A 14,157-nucleotide genomic window follows, 5' to 3' on the forward strand; every position below is an offset into this window, starting at 1 on the left:
AAAGATAAAATATTGCCGCGGCATTATACAGAGCGGAATCGGTTGCCTCCAGCACTTTCTTACAAAAAGTCTTGATTACCTTTTTCAGCCATGTAGTATCGACCAATTAAGTGATTGTTTTGAAATTTGATCTGGGTCACATGTCGCTACCTGTTTCGCCTTCCATTTTTACCGTAAGCCGCCTCAATCAGACGGTTCGCCAACTGCTGGAAATGGAAATGGGGCAGATTTGGCTCTCCGCCGAGATCTCCAACCTCTCCCAGCCCGCCTCCGGCCACTGGTATTTCACGCTGAAAGACGATCGCGCCCAGGTGCGCTGCGCGATGTTCCGCAACAGCAACCGCCGCGTCACCTTCCGGCCGCAAAACGGCCAGCAGGTCCTGGTGCGCGCCAGCATCACGCTGTATGAACCGCGCGGCGACTACCAGCTGATCGCCGAGAGCATGCAGCCCGCCGGCGACGGCCTGCTGCAGCAACAGTTCGAGCAGCTGAAACAGCGCCTGAGCGCCGAAGGGCTGTTCGATCAGCAGTTCAAGCAGCCGCTGCCCGCCCCGGCCAAACGCGTCGGGGTGATCACCTCCGCCAGCGGCGCGGCGCTGCACGATATTCTGCAGGTATTGCAGCGGCGCGATCCGTCGTTGCCGATCGTCATCTACCCCACCTCGGTGCAGGGCGCGGAAGCGCCGATGCAGATCGTGCGCGCCATCGAGGCCGCCAACCGCCGCGACGAATGCGACGTGCTGATCGTCGGCCGCGGCGGCGGTTCGCTGGAAGATCTGTGGAGCTTCAACGACGAACGCGTGGCGCGGGCGATCTTCGCCAGCCGCATTCCGATCGTCAGCGCCGTCGGCCATGAAACCGACATCACCATCGCCGATTTTGTCGCCGATCTGCGCGCGCCGACCCCTTCCGCCGCCGCCGAACTGGTCAGCCGCAATCAGCTCGAGCTGTTGCGCCAGCTGCAATCGCAGCAGCAGCGGCTGGAGATGGCGATGGATTACTATCTGGCGCAGCGCCAGCAGCAGTTCACCCGCATTCACCACCGTTTGCAGCAGCAGCATCCGCATCTGCGCCTGGCGCGCCAGCAAACGCTGCTGTTCAAGCTGCAGCGCCGGATGGAAGACGGCATGCAGCAACAGCTGCGCCTGGCCGCCCGCCGCAGCGAACGCGCCCAGCAGCGGCTGGCGCAGGTGCAGCCGCAGGGCCGCATTCATCGCTACCAACAGCGCGTGCAGCAGCAGGAATACCGCCTGCAGCAAGCAATGGAGCGGCAGCTCAACGCCTACCGCCAGCGCTTCGGCGTGGCCTGCAGCCAGTTGGAAACCGTCAGCCCGCTGGCGACGCTGGCGCGCGGCTACAGCGTGACGCAAACCCCGCGCGGCGAGCTGCTGAAAACCACCAAGCAGGCGCAGGTCGGCGAACTGCTGAAAACCCGCCTGCAGGACGGCTGGGTGGAAAGCGAGGTGAAAACCATCACCGTCGCCAAGAAGCCGCGCAAGAAACGCGCGGCCGAGTAACCCCTACTCCAGCGTAAAACGCTCGCCCGGTTCGCCGTTCACCCACAGCGCGCGCATTTCGCCTTCCGGCAGGCTGAGCGCCAACGTGCGCCAGGCCGGGCGGAAACGCCCTTCCGTCGTGATATCCAGCATGATGCGCTGATGGTCGCAGCGCATTTCCCAACGCAGCCACAGCGCATCGCCCTGTCGCCAGCCTTCGCTTTCACCGTCGTCCTCAAACAACAGCCCGCTGCTTGCGCCGCAGCCCTTGAGCGGAAACAGCTGCAGCTCGCGCCGATCGTCGGCCGCCACGTCCACATGCGCCAGCCGCTGCGACAGCGGCAGCGCCGCCCCGGCGCGCACCAGCAGCGGCAAACGCTCCAGCGGCGCCTCCAGCGTCACCGCCTGGCCGCCGCCGAACCATTGGCCGCTGTAGAAGCAGTACCAGCCTTCGCCGTTGTCCGGCAGATATACCGCACGCCGGCGCTGCCCCGGCTCCACCACGCTGGCCACCAGCAGATCGCGGCCGATCAGAAAATCGTCGTTCTCGCCGAAGGTGTGCGCATCCTGTTCATGATCGAGAAAGGTCGGGCGCAGCATCGGTTCGTCATCCGCGCAGGCCTGCCACAACAGCGTGTAGAAATACGGCATCAGCCGGTAACGCAGGTTGATCGCCTCGCGCACCGCCGGGGTGGCGGCCGGGTACATCCAGGGCTCGTTGACCGTGGCGTCGTCGTTCCAGGAGTGGATGGTGAAACGCGGATGCATCACGCCGTTTTGCACCCAGCGCACCAGCAACTCCGCATCCGGTTTGTCGCCCGAGAAGCCGCCGACGTCGTGGCCAAGGTTATACAGCCCGGACAGGCTCATGCCCAGCCCCATGCGGATGTTGTAGCGCAGCGTCTGCCAGCTGGTGCGGTTGTCGCCGCTCCAGGTCTGCACGTAGCGCTGCATGCCGGCGCAGCCGGAGCGCGAGATCAGATACGGCCGCTTCTGCGGCGCGAAGCGCTGCTGGGCCTCCATCGAGGCGCGCATCATCAGCAGCGGCATCACCGGGCGGATGTGCTTGATGGCGATTGGCCGCCCGAAGCCGTGGCAGCGCGCTTCGCCGTCCCACACTTCGTACTCGTTGTTGTCGTTCCAGGTCGAGTCGATGCCCATCTCCAGCAGTTGCTGCGTGACGCCCTGCTGCCACCAGCGCACCGCCGCCGGGTTGGTGAAGTCGAGGTGCGATCCTTCGTCGTCCCAGAAGCTGGAGCGCTCGGGCGCGTCGCTTTGCGAATCGCGGATAAACAGCCCCTGCGCCGCCACCGCCTGATACTGCGGGTGATCCTGCAGCAGGCACGGCTTGATGTTGGCCGCCAGCCTGAGGCCGGCGTCGTGAAACGCCTGGCTCAGTTGCTTGGGCTGCGGCACCTTGTCGTAATTCCAGTTGAACACGTAGCGCTTGTTGTTGATCGAGGTGTAGCCCGACGACAGCTGGAAAGAGTCGCAGGGAATGGCGTGTTGACGGCACAGCGCGATGAACTGCTGCAGCTGCTGCTGGGCATCCGGCGCGTCGGTGTAGTGCATGGTCGAGCCGCTGTAGCCCAGGCTCCACTTCGGTCCGAAGTGGGTGCGGCCGGTCAGGCGCACGAAGGCCTTAGTGACGTCCAAGACCTTCGGCCCGAGGAACAGGTAGTAATCCAGATCGCCCGCTTCGGCCTGATAGCGGCGATAGGCCGCGTGGTAGTTGTCGATCTCGTTGCCCAAATCCAACCAGCAGCTGCTCAGGTTGTCGTAAAACAGGCCGAAGCTCGCCTCCGGCCCGCGGGTGATGGTGAACGGAATGTGCTTGTACAGCGGATCGGTGCTGGCGGCGTTGTAGCCCATCGCGTCCAGGTTACGCATCTCGAAGCGGCGGCCGGTGCGTTCCAGATCGCCGGCCTTCTCCCCCAGGCCGTAATAACGCTCATCGGCGAAACGCCGCTGATAGTGCGCCACGCCGTCGCCGTGCGCATTGAGCTGGTAGGCGCTGGTCGGCCGATCCGCCGCCAGCGGCCGCCATTCGCCGGCGGCGTTGCAATATTCCCATTCCAGCCACAGCGGCTGATGCACCGTCACGCGCAGCAGCGGCGTGCTGACCACCAGCCGATCGCCCTCCTGGCGCAGCTGGTAGCCCGGCAGGCTGAAGCCGGCGACGCTGAGCCGATCGCGCCCCTCCCAGGGCACATCTTCCTGCGGCGCGATGCTCCAGGTACGATCCAGCGCCAGTTCGCCCTCACGTTTGATCAACACGCGGAACAGACCGTCTTCCAGCACGTACAGGCAGAAACGGTGGCGTTCATCGACCAGCAGCTCAACGTGGTCGGCATGCTGCGCTGCCAGCGTCCAGTTTTTCAAGGTTTTCATAAGCATTCCACTTAGCTGTGTGAAGGTGTTTTCTTACCGCCGCGTTCGGCGATCAGGGCAATCAGGAACAGGGCACCGATCAGATCGAAGAAGCCCATGGCGATGAACAGCGGGTTGAAGCCGATGGTGTCGGATACCGCGCCGATCAGCAGCGTGAACAGGAAGCTGGCGATCCAGGCGCTGGATCCGCGCATGCCGTTGACCGTCGCCATCTGGTTTTTATCGAACGACTCCACCACCAGCGCGCTGAGCATGCAGGAGATCACCTGGTGGCCGAAGCCGCCGATCGAGATCAGCGCGATCGCCACATAGGGATCTTGGGTGATCGCCACGAACGCCAGCGACACCATCAGGAAAGCGCCGGTCACCGAGCTGGCGACCACCGAGTTGACGCGGCTGCAGCCGAACCATTTGCGGTACAGGGTGGTGAGATAGCCGCTGGCGACGCTGCCGATATCCGCCGCCAGAAACGGCAGCCAGGCGAACATCGCGATCTGTTTCAGATCCATGCCGCGTTCGGTGGCCAGGTACAGCGGCACCCAGAAGCTGAATACCGCCCAGGCCGGCTCGGCGAGAAAGGCCGGGATGGCGATGCCGTAAAACTTCTTGTTCTTGCACAGGCTGGCCAGCGAGGTGAGGAACGGCAGCTTAGGCAGCACCGGCTCGTTGTCTTCGCGGATCAGATCCAGCTCTTGCTGGCTGAGGTTCGGGTGCTGCTGCGGCGAGTGGTAGAACAGCCACCACAGCACCACCCAGATCAGCGCCAGCCCGCCGGAGAACAGGAAGGCGCCCTGCCAGCCAAAGGAGACGTGAGCGATGACGATGATCGGCGGCGCCAGCATGGCGCCGATGGAGAAACCGACGCCGGCCCAGCCGGCGGCGATCGGCCGCTCCTTCTTCGGAAACCAGTCGGAGATCGCCTTGGCGTTGGCCGGGGTGGCCGCCGCCTCCGCGCCCCCCATGAAGAAACGCAGAATGGCCAGTTGCAGCCAGCTGCCGGCGCCGGCGTGCAGCATGCACACCACCGCCCAGATGCCGGCGCAGATCAGAAAGCCCATCTTCAGGCCGATAACGTCGATCAGCCAGCCGCAGATCGGCTGAAACACCGTGTAAGCCAGCTGGAACGACGCCACCACCCAGGCATATTGCTCGGTGCTCATGTTCAGGCTGGTTTTCAGCTCCGGCGCCAGAATGCCCAGCGAGTTGCGGGTGATGTAGTTGACCGTGACGCCCAGCAAGAACAGCGCCAGCATCCACCAGCGCAGCGATTTGAACTTGCGCCGGCCGCTCTGCGCGACCGCCTGATTGATCTCCACACTCATCGGTTCTCTCCCCGCGGCCGCCGGCTACGGCGACGCGCGTTTTGGTAGGGTACGTTGTGCTATCAAACACGGGGGCGGTGAAAACGGGTCGGCGCCATATCATTGGCCGACAGACAATCACAACCCCATGATTTATTTTTGTTTTCATTTTCGCACACCGTTAAAATTGGACTGACAGGTCGCTAAAATTGGTGTACCAATGCAGACTACTCAGCGAGAGCGCGCAGCGAAACGCTGTTTTTTGCAAAGATTTTCACAGGCGGGTGAAAAAATAGTCATAATGACCAAGAAATCCGGTCAAGACGCTGAAAATCTGCAATGAAAATATTCTCACGGACGAATTTGAAGGAGATCACAGAATGAACGGAAAGCTGAAAATTCAGGAGATCGCTCGCCAAACCGGGTTGTCGATCAGCACCGTTTCCCGCGTGCTGGCGGGCAAGGCCAACACCAGCGCAGAGGCGCGCCGCAAGGTGCTGGACTGTGCGCAGCAAAACGGCATTCTGCAGGGTATTTCCAGCGGCCGGCTGATGCTGAACAACGTGATGGTGTTCGCGCCGCAGCGCGCGTTCGACGTACGCACCGACATCTTCTACTACAAGGTCATTCAGGGTATCGCCGCCGCGCTGATGGAGCACGAGGTGCGCATCCGCTACTGCGGGCTGGAAGAGCAACACAGCGACGGCGCGCTGTTTCTGGAAAAGATGAGCGACCCGCACACCGAAGCGGCGCTGATCATCGGCATCGACGACGAGCATATCCACACCCTGGCTGCCGATCTGCACAAGCCCTGCGTGCTGATCAACTGCAGCGATCGGCAGATGCGGCTGGACAGCGTCTCGCCGGACCATCAGCTGATCGGCGATTACTCCGCCAGCTACCTGTTCCAGCAGGGGCACAGCCATATCCTCAATCTGCAGTGTCTGCGCCGCCATACCATGGAGCTGCGGCTGGCGGGCATCCGCCAGGCCTACGCCCGGCATCATCTGCCGTTCGACGACGGCCGCCATCTGATCACCACCTCCGGCTTCGGCGGCGAAGAGGCCGAGCAGGCGCTGACCACCTATCTCGACGGCCTCCACGGCCACGCCCCGCTGCCGACGGCGATCCTGGCCGGCGGCGACTACATGGCGGTCGGGGCGGTCAAAGCGCTCAACAAGCGGGGGCTGAGCGTGCCGGGCGACGTCTCGGTGATGAGCACCGACGGCTTCAACCTGGCGGAAATCCACGATGTGCCGCTGACCTCGGTGCAGGTGCCGCGTGACGAACTGGGCTACGAGGCGATCCAACTGCTGCAGCGGCGCATGCTGCGCGCCGACGCGCCGCCGTGCAATCTGCTGCTGCACGGCCGGCTGGCGGTGCGCGCCTCGGTGCGACGCATCAGCCCGCACAAGACCGCGCCGGCGGTGAGCACGCATGACCACAGGCTTTATGACGAGTAGGCTACACTTAGGCACAGTGCATTCATTCGATGAGGTAAAATTTTTGCCTAAGGAGAGCCACTATGCCAGCCCAGCGCATGCGTTCCGTCATTCCTCCCTACATGCTGCGCCGCATCATTGAACACGGCAACGCCCCGCAGCGCGACTGCGCGCTGCACACGCTGAACCACGTGCAAAGCCTGCTCGGTAACAAGCCGCTGCGTTCGCCGACCGAGAAAAACGCCCGAGCCGGCGAAGCGCTCCGCGATATCTACGACGCCCAGAACGGCACCCAGCTGCCCGGCAAACAGGTGCGCAAAGAGGGCCAGCCCAGCAACCACGACGTGGCGGTGGACGAAGCCTACGACTATCTCGGCGTCACCTACGATTTCTTCTGGCAGGCCTATCGCCGCAATTCACTGGATAACCAGGGGCTGCCGCTGGTCGGCAGCGTGCACTACGGCAAGGAGTACCAGAACGCCTTCTGGAACGGCCAGCAGATGGTGTTCGGCGACGGCGACGGCGAGATCTTCAACCGTTTCACCATCGCCATCGACGTGGTCGGCCACGAGCTGGCGCACGGCGTGACCGAGAGCGAAGCCGGGTTGATCTACTATCAGCAGTCCGGGGCGCTCAACGAGTCGTTGTCCGACGTATTCGGCTCGTTGGTCAAGCAGTTCCACCTGCAGCAAACCGCCGATAAAGCCGACTGGCTGATCGGCGCCGGGCTGCTCGCCGAGGGCATCAAAGGCCAAGGGCTGCGCTCGATGTCGGCACCCGGCACCGCCTACGACGATCCGCTGCTGGGTAAAGACCCGCAGCCCGCCAGCATGAAGGATTATATCCAGACCAAGGAAGACAACGGCGGCGTGCACCTCAATTCCGGCATCCCTAACCGCGCTTTCTACCTGGCAGCGACGGCGCTGGGCGGCTTCGCCTGGGAGAAAGCCGGTTACGTCTGGTATGACACGGTGTGCGACAAAGCGCTGCCGCAAAACGCCGACTTCGCCACCTTCGCCCGCACCACGATGAAACATGCGCTAGCGCGTTTCGACCAGAGCGTGGCGGACAAGGTGCAGCAAGCCTGGCATCAGGTGGGGGTGGAATAATGAAACCGCTGCCGACGCTCAATCAGGATACGGTCATTGAGCTGGCGCGCGAGGGAGGCTTCGCCTACATTCCCAAACTGGCGGGCCAGCGCCGCATCGCGCTGGCCGATATCACGCCGGAGCAGCGGCAGCGCCTGAATCAGTTGCTGAACCAGACGCTGCCCTATGCGCAGGAAGAAGGCCAGCCCAGCTCCCCCGGCTGCGGCGACCAACGCTACTACCGCGTGCAAATCAACTACACCAGCCCCACCCTGAGCACTGAGATCGTGCTGTTAATCCCGGAAAGCAGCGCGCCGCAGGCGCTGGTGGATCTGTGGAAAACCGGCCAGGTGGATGAGTGAGGACTTACAGCGGCTGATAGCTGAAATTCACCCGTTTTTTGGAGATCAGCACGTGCCCGTTCTGGCACAGGTAATCCACCGCCCCGCAGGCTTTCAATTCTTGCAGCGGCTGCCCGCACGCCGGGCAGCTCGCCAGCTGCCGATAATCGCGCTGGCAGGCTTCACAATGGTAGTGACCCGCTACCCACTTCATGGTCTGACGGCATTGCGGACAGTGCGCTTCCATAACGACTCCAGGTTAAATCGCGCCCCATGAGCGCAAGAAATAAATCCCCAACGCGGTGGTGAAGAACGAACCGACGGTGGTGATGGCGATAATATTGGCCGCCAGCGTGGCGTTGCCGCCCATGGCGCGCGTCATCACATAGCTGCCCGACGCGGTCGGCGTAGCGGAAAACAGGAAGATAATGCCCAGCGCCGCCCCCTGAAACCCGCACAGCCAGCCGGCCAGCGTCATCAGGCACGGCACCAGAAACAGCTTGGCCGCCGACGACAGCGCCGCCACGTTGGACGAGCGGAACATGGCGCGAAAATCCAGGCTGGCGCCGGTGCACAGCAGCGCCAGCGGCAGCGACAGCGCAGAGATATAGCTGCCGGTCTGGCGGATCACGGCCGGGATGCCCAGCCCGGTTTGCGCGTACAGCAGCCCGCACACCAGGCCGATGATCAGCGGGTTGGTAACGATGCTGCGCAGCAAAGACAGGTGGCTGATTTTCTTGCCCTGCCCGCCCTGCAGGCTGCGCGTGAGGGTGATGACCGACAGCACGTTGAACAGGATCACCGTCACCGTCAGGTACAGCGAAGCGAGCGCAATGCCTTCGCTGCCGTAGGCGGTCATGGCGTAGGCCAGGCCGACGATGGCGGTATTGGCGCGGAAACCGCCCTGCACGAACACCCCGCGCTCACGCGGTTCTTTCACCAGCCACTTGGCGGCCAGCTCCAGGAGCAGGAAGGTCGCCAGCGTGCCGACCGCGCCGAACAGCACCAGCGGCAGGTTGCCGAGCAGCTGCGGATGGTTGGTGGCGATGCTGAAAAACAGCAGGCACGGCAGCGCCAGATTGAACACCAGGCGGGTCGCGCCGTCGACAAAGCGGTCATCCATCAGGCGCCAATGGCGCAGCAGGATCCCCAGCAGCATCATCAGCAGATTCGGCACGGTGACGTTAAACGCAAAACTCCAGGTTTCCCAGGACATGGTGTTCCTTCAGGCAGGCGAGGTAATCTTCAGATAATAAAACGATTTCGGGCCAATAAAAAAGGGGCGCGGCATCACTGCCGCGCCCCTCATGAGCGATTACTTGCTCTTTTTCAGGTGGCTCATCAGGCGCTTGCGCTTACGCATCTGGGTCGGCGTCAGCAGGTTGCGTTTGCCGGCGAACGGGTTGTCGCCCTCTTTGAACTGGATGCGGATCGGCGTCCCCATCACGTTCAGCGAGCGGCGGAAGTAGTTCATCAGGTAGCGTTTGTACGAATCAGCCAGATCGCTGACCTGGTTGCCGTGGATCACCACGATCGGCGGGTTGTAACCGCCGGCGTGAGCGTATTTCAGCTTCACGCGGCGGCCGCGCACCAACGGTGGCTGGTGATCGTCAACCGCCATCTGCATGATTTTGGTCAGCATCGAGGTGTTTACGCGGCGGGTTGCGCACTCGTAGGCTTCCTGCACCGATTCGAACAGGTTGCCGACGCCGCTGCCGTGCAGAGCGGAAATGAAGTGCACGCGCGCGAAGTCAACGAAGCCCAGACGCAGGTCGAGCATCTCTTTCACGTGCTCGCGATCTTCTTCGCTCATGCCGTCCCACTTGTTGACCGCAATCACCAGTGAGCGCCCACTATTGAGGATAAAGCCGAGCAGCGAGAGATCCTGATCGGAGATGCCTTCACGCGCGTCGATCACCAGCAGCACCACGTTGGCGTCTTCAATCGCCTGCAGGGTCTTGATCACCGAGAATTTCTCGACGGTTTCAGTCACCTTGCCGCGTTTACGCACCCCGGCGGTGTCGATCAGCACGTATTCGCGTTCGTCGCGCACCATCGGAATGTAGATGCTGTCGCGGGTGGTGCCCGGCATGTCATACACCACCACGCGCTCCTCGCCGAGGATACGGTTAGTGAGCGTAGACTTACCAACGTTAGGACGGCCGACGATCGCCAGCTTGATCGGCAAATCCTGCGGGTTGAACGCTTCTTCCGGCTCTTCGTCGTCTTCGCCTTCCAGCGTTTCGCCGTTTTGCTCGGCCCAGTAAGCGGCGTTGGCCTCTTCCTCGGTCAGCTCGACGTCTTCCGGTTTTTCCGGCACGAACGGCACCAGCACGTGTTCGATCAGTTGGGTCACGCCACGGCCGTGGGAAGCGGCGATAGCGAACACTTCACCCAGGCCGAGCGAGTAGAAATCGGCGGTGGCGGTGTCAGGATCCAGACCGTCGGTCTTGTTGGCCACCAGGAAGGTCGCCTTCTGGCGGCTGCGCAGGTGCTGGGCGATGCCCTGATCCGCCGGCATCAGGCCGGCGCGGGCGTCGACCATGAACAGCACGATGTCCGCCTCTTCGATCGCCAGCAGCGACTGACCGGCCATGCGCGTTTCAACGCCGTCTTCGGTGCCGTCGATACCACCGGTATCGACGATGATAAATTCATTGCCTTCGATTTCAGCACGACCATACTTGCGGTCACGCGTCAGCCCCGGGAAATCCGCCACCAGCGCATCGCGCGTATGGGTTAAACGGTTGAACAAGGTGGATTTACCCACATTCGGGCGCCCGACCAGCGCGACGACAGGTATCATTGTTGAAGCCTCATTACTTAATAATCAATGCGTTACTACACTGTGGATAGACACCAGCGGTGCAGCTTATAAAAATACGAAACGGCCCCTGAACATTCAGGAGCCGTTTTCAAGCCTTGCGACGAGCGGCGTTAGCGGGTGAAAGCGTAAACTTTCCCGCCGCGAGCCTGGATGATCAGCTTGTCGCTGGCCACCATCGGCGCAGACAGGAAGCCGGAGCTGTCCACTTCCTGCTGGGCGACAAAACGGCCATCGGTGGTGTTAATCCAGTGCAGATAGCCTTCGGCGTCACCGGTCACCAGATAACCATTATACATCACCGGCGGCGTCAGGTTGCGGTGCAGCAGATCGCTCTGCGTCCACACGGTCACGCCGCCTTCGGTGCTGAGCGCGACGACGCGATCGTTCTGGTCGATCAGGTAGATGCGGCCCGCGTCGACGATGAAATCGTTCACCGAACCCAGCTCGCGTTTCCAGATAATCTGGCCGGAACGCAGATCCAGCGCCGTCAGGTTGCCGTTGTAGCCCAGCGCGTAGACCACGCCGTCAACGATCACCGGCGTGGTGTCCACGTCGTTCAGGCGATCGATTTCGGTCGCGCCGCTCGGCTGAGAAATACGCTGTTGCCAGATCAGTTGGCCCTGCTGCATCAGCACGGCGCTGACGCGGCCGTTGTCACCGCCGACGATGGCGGCGCCAAAGGCGACGGCCGGCGCGGATTCACCGCGCAGCGACAGCGAAGGCATGTCCAGGTTAACCGTCCATTTCACCGCGCCGTCGGCTTCGTTCAACGCCTGCAGCATGCCGTTGGAGGTGTGCACCAACACCATGCCGTCGCTGACAACCGGACGGGAGATCGCTTCGCCGGCCACTTTGGTCTGCCAGGCGATGGCGCCGTCGGCGGTGTTCAATGCGTAAACCACCGCTTTTTCGCTGCCGACGTAAACCTTGTCACCCGCGACCGTCAGGCCGCCCGACAGCAGCGCAGACAGGTTGCTGGAGAAGAAGCCGGTCTTCTCGGAGAGATTGACCTTCCACTTCTCGTTGCCGCTGTCGGCGTCCATCGCTTTCACGATGCCGAAGCGATCGGCGGCGTAAATGGTGCTGTCCTGATAGGCCGGACGCAGGTGGGAGTAATACTCACCGATGCCGTCGCCGACCGAGGTGCTCCACGCCTTGCTCGGCGTAAACTGATTTTCAACTTTCGGCAACGGCGACATGGTAACCACGTCTTCTTCGCTGTTAAACAGCGAGCAACCACTCAGCAAGGCAGCGGAAACCAGTCCGACCAAGAGTGTTTTACGCAATTGCATGGGAATTCCCCTTAGCTGGACAAGTTATTCAATTTCATGCGCAGCAGAACCTGCAGCGCCTGAGAAGCGTTGGACTCAATGCCTTTGCTGTAAGCTTCGCGCGCGCCTTTGGCGTCGCCCTTGGCCAGCAGCACATCGCCGCGCACATCCTGCATCATCGCCGCCCAGCCTTCGCCTTTCACGCCATCCAGCGTTTTCAGCGCTTCATCCAGCTTTTTCTCCTGCAGCTGGACGCGCGCCAGACGCAGGTCGATCATCGCCAACAGGTTGTCGTCTTTGGTCTGGCCCTGCGCCAGCGCCAATTGCTGTTCCGCCTTGGCGAAATCATTCTGTTCGACAAAGTGCTTGGCCAACTGCAGCGCGGCCAATACGCCGTAGCTGTTGCCGTTAGCCTGGACAAATTTCTCCGCGGCAGCCACGTCATCCGGCTTGCCGGCCGCCAGACGATCGCTGGCTTCCTGATAGGATTGCGACGCAGCCATCATGTTGGAGTTTTCATGGCTCTGCCAGTAACGCCAGCCAACCAGGGCACCAATTCCGAGCACCACGCCCACCGCCAGCGCTTTGCCGTTCTCGGCAAAGAACCGACGCAGTGCGTCGACTTGTTCGTTTTCAGTGGTATAGACTTCCACGGTGTCCTTCTCCTTAACCTAACATCAAAGCCAGACGCGCAGCGACTTCGCTTTGCGCCAGCGTTTCTTGTTCACCACTGCGCAGGTCTTTCACCACCACCTGCTGCGCCGCCACTTCGCTCTCACCCAGGATCAGCGCGATGCGCGCGCCCCATTTGTCCGCACGGGTGATCTGCTTCTTGAAGTTGCCGCCGCCGTAATTGGTCATCAGCTTCAGCTGCGGCGCCGCGTCGCGCACCTGTTCAGCCAGCTGCATCGCCGCGCTCTGGGTGCCCGCGCCGGAAGAGATGACGTACACGTCGATAGCCGACGGCGCCTTGAATTCCGGGTTAACCGCCTGCACCAGCAACACCAGGCGTTCGAGGCCCATGGCGAAACCGACCGCCGGGGTGGCACGGCCGCCCAATTGCTCGACCAGGCCGTCGTAACGGCCGCCAGCGCAGACGGTGCCCTGCGCGCCCAGGCTGGTGGTCACCCACTCAAACACGGTGCGATTGTAGTAATCCAGACCGCGCACCAGGCGCTCGTTAACGGTATATGGGATACCTGCCTGCGCCAAAAGTTCACACAGACCGGCGAAGTGAGCACGGGATTCTTCATCCAGGTACTCGGACAGGCGCGGCGCGTCGTTCAGCAGCGCCTGCACCTCAGGATTCTTGGAGTCCAGCACGCGCAGCGGGTTGCTGTACATGCGGCGTTTGCAGTCTTCGTCCAGCACCTCGACGTGCTGCTCCAGGAACGCCACCAACGCGTCGCGGTAGTTGGCGCGCGCCTCCAGCGAACCGATGGAGTTCAGCTCCAGCTTGACGTGCTCGGCGATGCCCAGCGCTTTCCACCAGCGGGCGGTCAGCAGGATCAGCTCGGCGTCGACGTCCGGGCCTTGCAGGCCGAACACTTCCGCGCCCAGCTGATGGAACTGACGGTAACGACCCTTCTGCGGGCGCTCGTAGCGGAACATCGGGCCGATGTACCACAGACGCTGTTCCTGATTGTACAGCAGACCATGTTCGATGCCGGCGCGCACGCAGCCGGCCGTCCCTTCCGGACGCAGCGTCAGGCTTTCGCCGTTGCGGTCTTCGAAGGTATACATCTCTTTTTCCACGACGTCGGTCACTTCACCGATCGCGCGTTTGAATAACGGGGTCTGCTCTACAATCGGCAACCGGATTTCGCTGTAACCGTAGCTGCCCAGCACCTGCTTGAGGGTGCCTTCAATACGCTGCCATAATGCCGTTTCTTCCGGCAGGTAGTCGTTCATGCCGCGAATGGCTTGAATGTTCTTTGCCACGTGAGTTCTCTGTCCGTTGTCTGTAAAAATGAACCTGATTATAGGGACTTTGCCGCCCG

The 14,157-nt window shown here is 62.1% G+C and carries 12 protein-coding genes; 4 read left to right on the forward strand and 8 right to left on the reverse strand.

The window, feature by feature from the left end; translation table 11 throughout:
* Positions 1–140 precede the first annotated feature (140 nt).
* Positions 141–1,517 (forward strand): exodeoxyribonuclease VII large subunit, encoded by a 1,377-nt coding sequence (gene xseA / locus ACJ8HB_RS16160; protein ID WP_047571747.1) that lies wholly within the window; start codon positions 141–143, stop codon positions 1,515–1,517.
* 3 nt (positions 1,518–1,520) lie between these two features.
* Here the strand turns inward: xseA and ACJ8HB_RS16165 are convergent, their stop codons facing one another.
* Both ACJ8HB_RS16165 and ACJ8HB_RS16170 read right to left on the reverse strand, forming a co-directional pair.
* Positions 1,521–3,887 carry a glycoside hydrolase family 31 protein gene (locus ACJ8HB_RS16165; protein ID WP_047570938.1) on the reverse strand — a complete coding sequence of 789 codons (2,367 nt, stop codon included), beginning with the start codon at positions 3,885–3,887 and terminating at the stop codon, positions 1,521–1,523.
* An 11-nt stretch (positions 3,888–3,898) separates the two neighbouring features.
* Positions 3,899–5,209, reverse strand: coding sequence for an MFS transporter (locus tag ACJ8HB_RS16170; RefSeq protein ID WP_033635583.1), 1,311 nt, complete (start codon positions 5,207–5,209; stop codon positions 3,899–3,901).
* A gap of 359 nt (positions 5,210–5,568) precedes the next feature.
* Here ACJ8HB_RS16170 and ACJ8HB_RS16175 point away from each other — a divergent pair, with 359 nt between their 5' ends.
* The 3 genes from ACJ8HB_RS16175 (at position 5,569) to ACJ8HB_RS16185 (ending at position 8,080) form a co-directional block, all read left to right on the forward strand.
* Complete coding sequence (locus ACJ8HB_RS16175; RefSeq protein WP_047570934.1) at positions 5,569–6,651, forward strand: LacI family DNA-binding transcriptional regulator; 1,083 nt, start codon at positions 5,569–5,571, stop codon at positions 6,649–6,651.
* A gap of 62 nt (positions 6,652–6,713) precedes the next feature.
* Positions 6,714–7,739, forward strand: coding sequence for a M4 family metallopeptidase (locus ACJ8HB_RS16180; protein ID WP_047570932.1), 1,026 nt, complete (start codon positions 6,714–6,716; stop codon positions 7,737–7,739).
* Positions 7,739–8,080: a protealysin inhibitor emfourin gene (locus ACJ8HB_RS16185; protein WP_033648911.1), complete on the forward strand. Its 342-nt coding sequence runs from the start codon at positions 7,739–7,741 to the stop codon at positions 8,078–8,080. Before ACJ8HB_RS16180 ends, ACJ8HB_RS16185 begins: the two co-directional genes overlap by 1 nt.
* Positions 8,081–8,084: 4 nt before the next feature.
* On the opposite strand, the gene ACJ8HB_RS16190 is transcribed toward ACJ8HB_RS16185, so the two are convergent.
* The 6 genes from ACJ8HB_RS16190 to hisS all read right to left on the reverse strand — a co-directional run bounded on the left by ACJ8HB_RS16190 (position 8,085) and on the right by hisS (position 14,098).
* On the reverse strand, positions 8,085–8,306 hold the full coding sequence (locus ACJ8HB_RS16190) for a zinc ribbon domain-containing protein (protein WP_047570930.1): 222 nt from the start codon (positions 8,304–8,306) through the stop codon (positions 8,085–8,087).
* A 12-nt stretch (positions 8,307–8,318) separates the two neighbouring features.
* The gene (locus ACJ8HB_RS16195; RefSeq protein WP_047570928.1) at positions 8,319–9,275 is read right to left on the reverse strand and encodes an AEC family transporter; all 957 of its coding nucleotides are present in this window, start codon (positions 9,273–9,275) and stop codon (positions 8,319–8,321) included.
* A gap of 99 nt (positions 9,276–9,374) precedes the next feature.
* Positions 9,375–10,865 (reverse strand): ribosome biogenesis GTPase Der, encoded by a 1,491-nt coding sequence (der, locus tag ACJ8HB_RS16200; RefSeq protein WP_047570926.1) that lies wholly within the window; start codon positions 10,863–10,865, stop codon positions 9,375–9,377.
* 131 nt (positions 10,866–10,996) lie between these two features.
* Complete coding sequence (bamB, locus tag ACJ8HB_RS16205) at positions 10,997–12,178, reverse strand: outer membrane protein assembly factor BamB (protein WP_047570924.1); 1,182 nt, start codon at positions 12,176–12,178, stop codon at positions 10,997–10,999.
* An 11-nt stretch (positions 12,179–12,189) separates the two neighbouring features.
* The gene (locus ACJ8HB_RS16210; RefSeq protein ID WP_033635592.1) at positions 12,190–12,810 is read right to left on the reverse strand and encodes a YfgM family protein; all 621 of its coding nucleotides are present in this window, start codon (positions 12,808–12,810) and stop codon (positions 12,190–12,192) included.
* A gap of 13 nt (positions 12,811–12,823) precedes the next feature.
* Positions 12,824–14,098, reverse strand: coding sequence for a histidine--tRNA ligase (hisS, locus tag ACJ8HB_RS16215; protein ID WP_033635593.1), 1,275 nt, complete (start codon positions 14,096–14,098; stop codon positions 12,824–12,826).
* Between the last annotated feature and the right edge of the window lie 59 nt (positions 14,099–14,157).

This window comes from Serratia sp. CY27727, from assembly GCF_052169275.1.
GTDB classification, from domain to species: domain Bacteria; phylum Pseudomonadota; class Gammaproteobacteria; order Enterobacterales; family Enterobacteriaceae; genus Serratia; species Serratia sarumanii.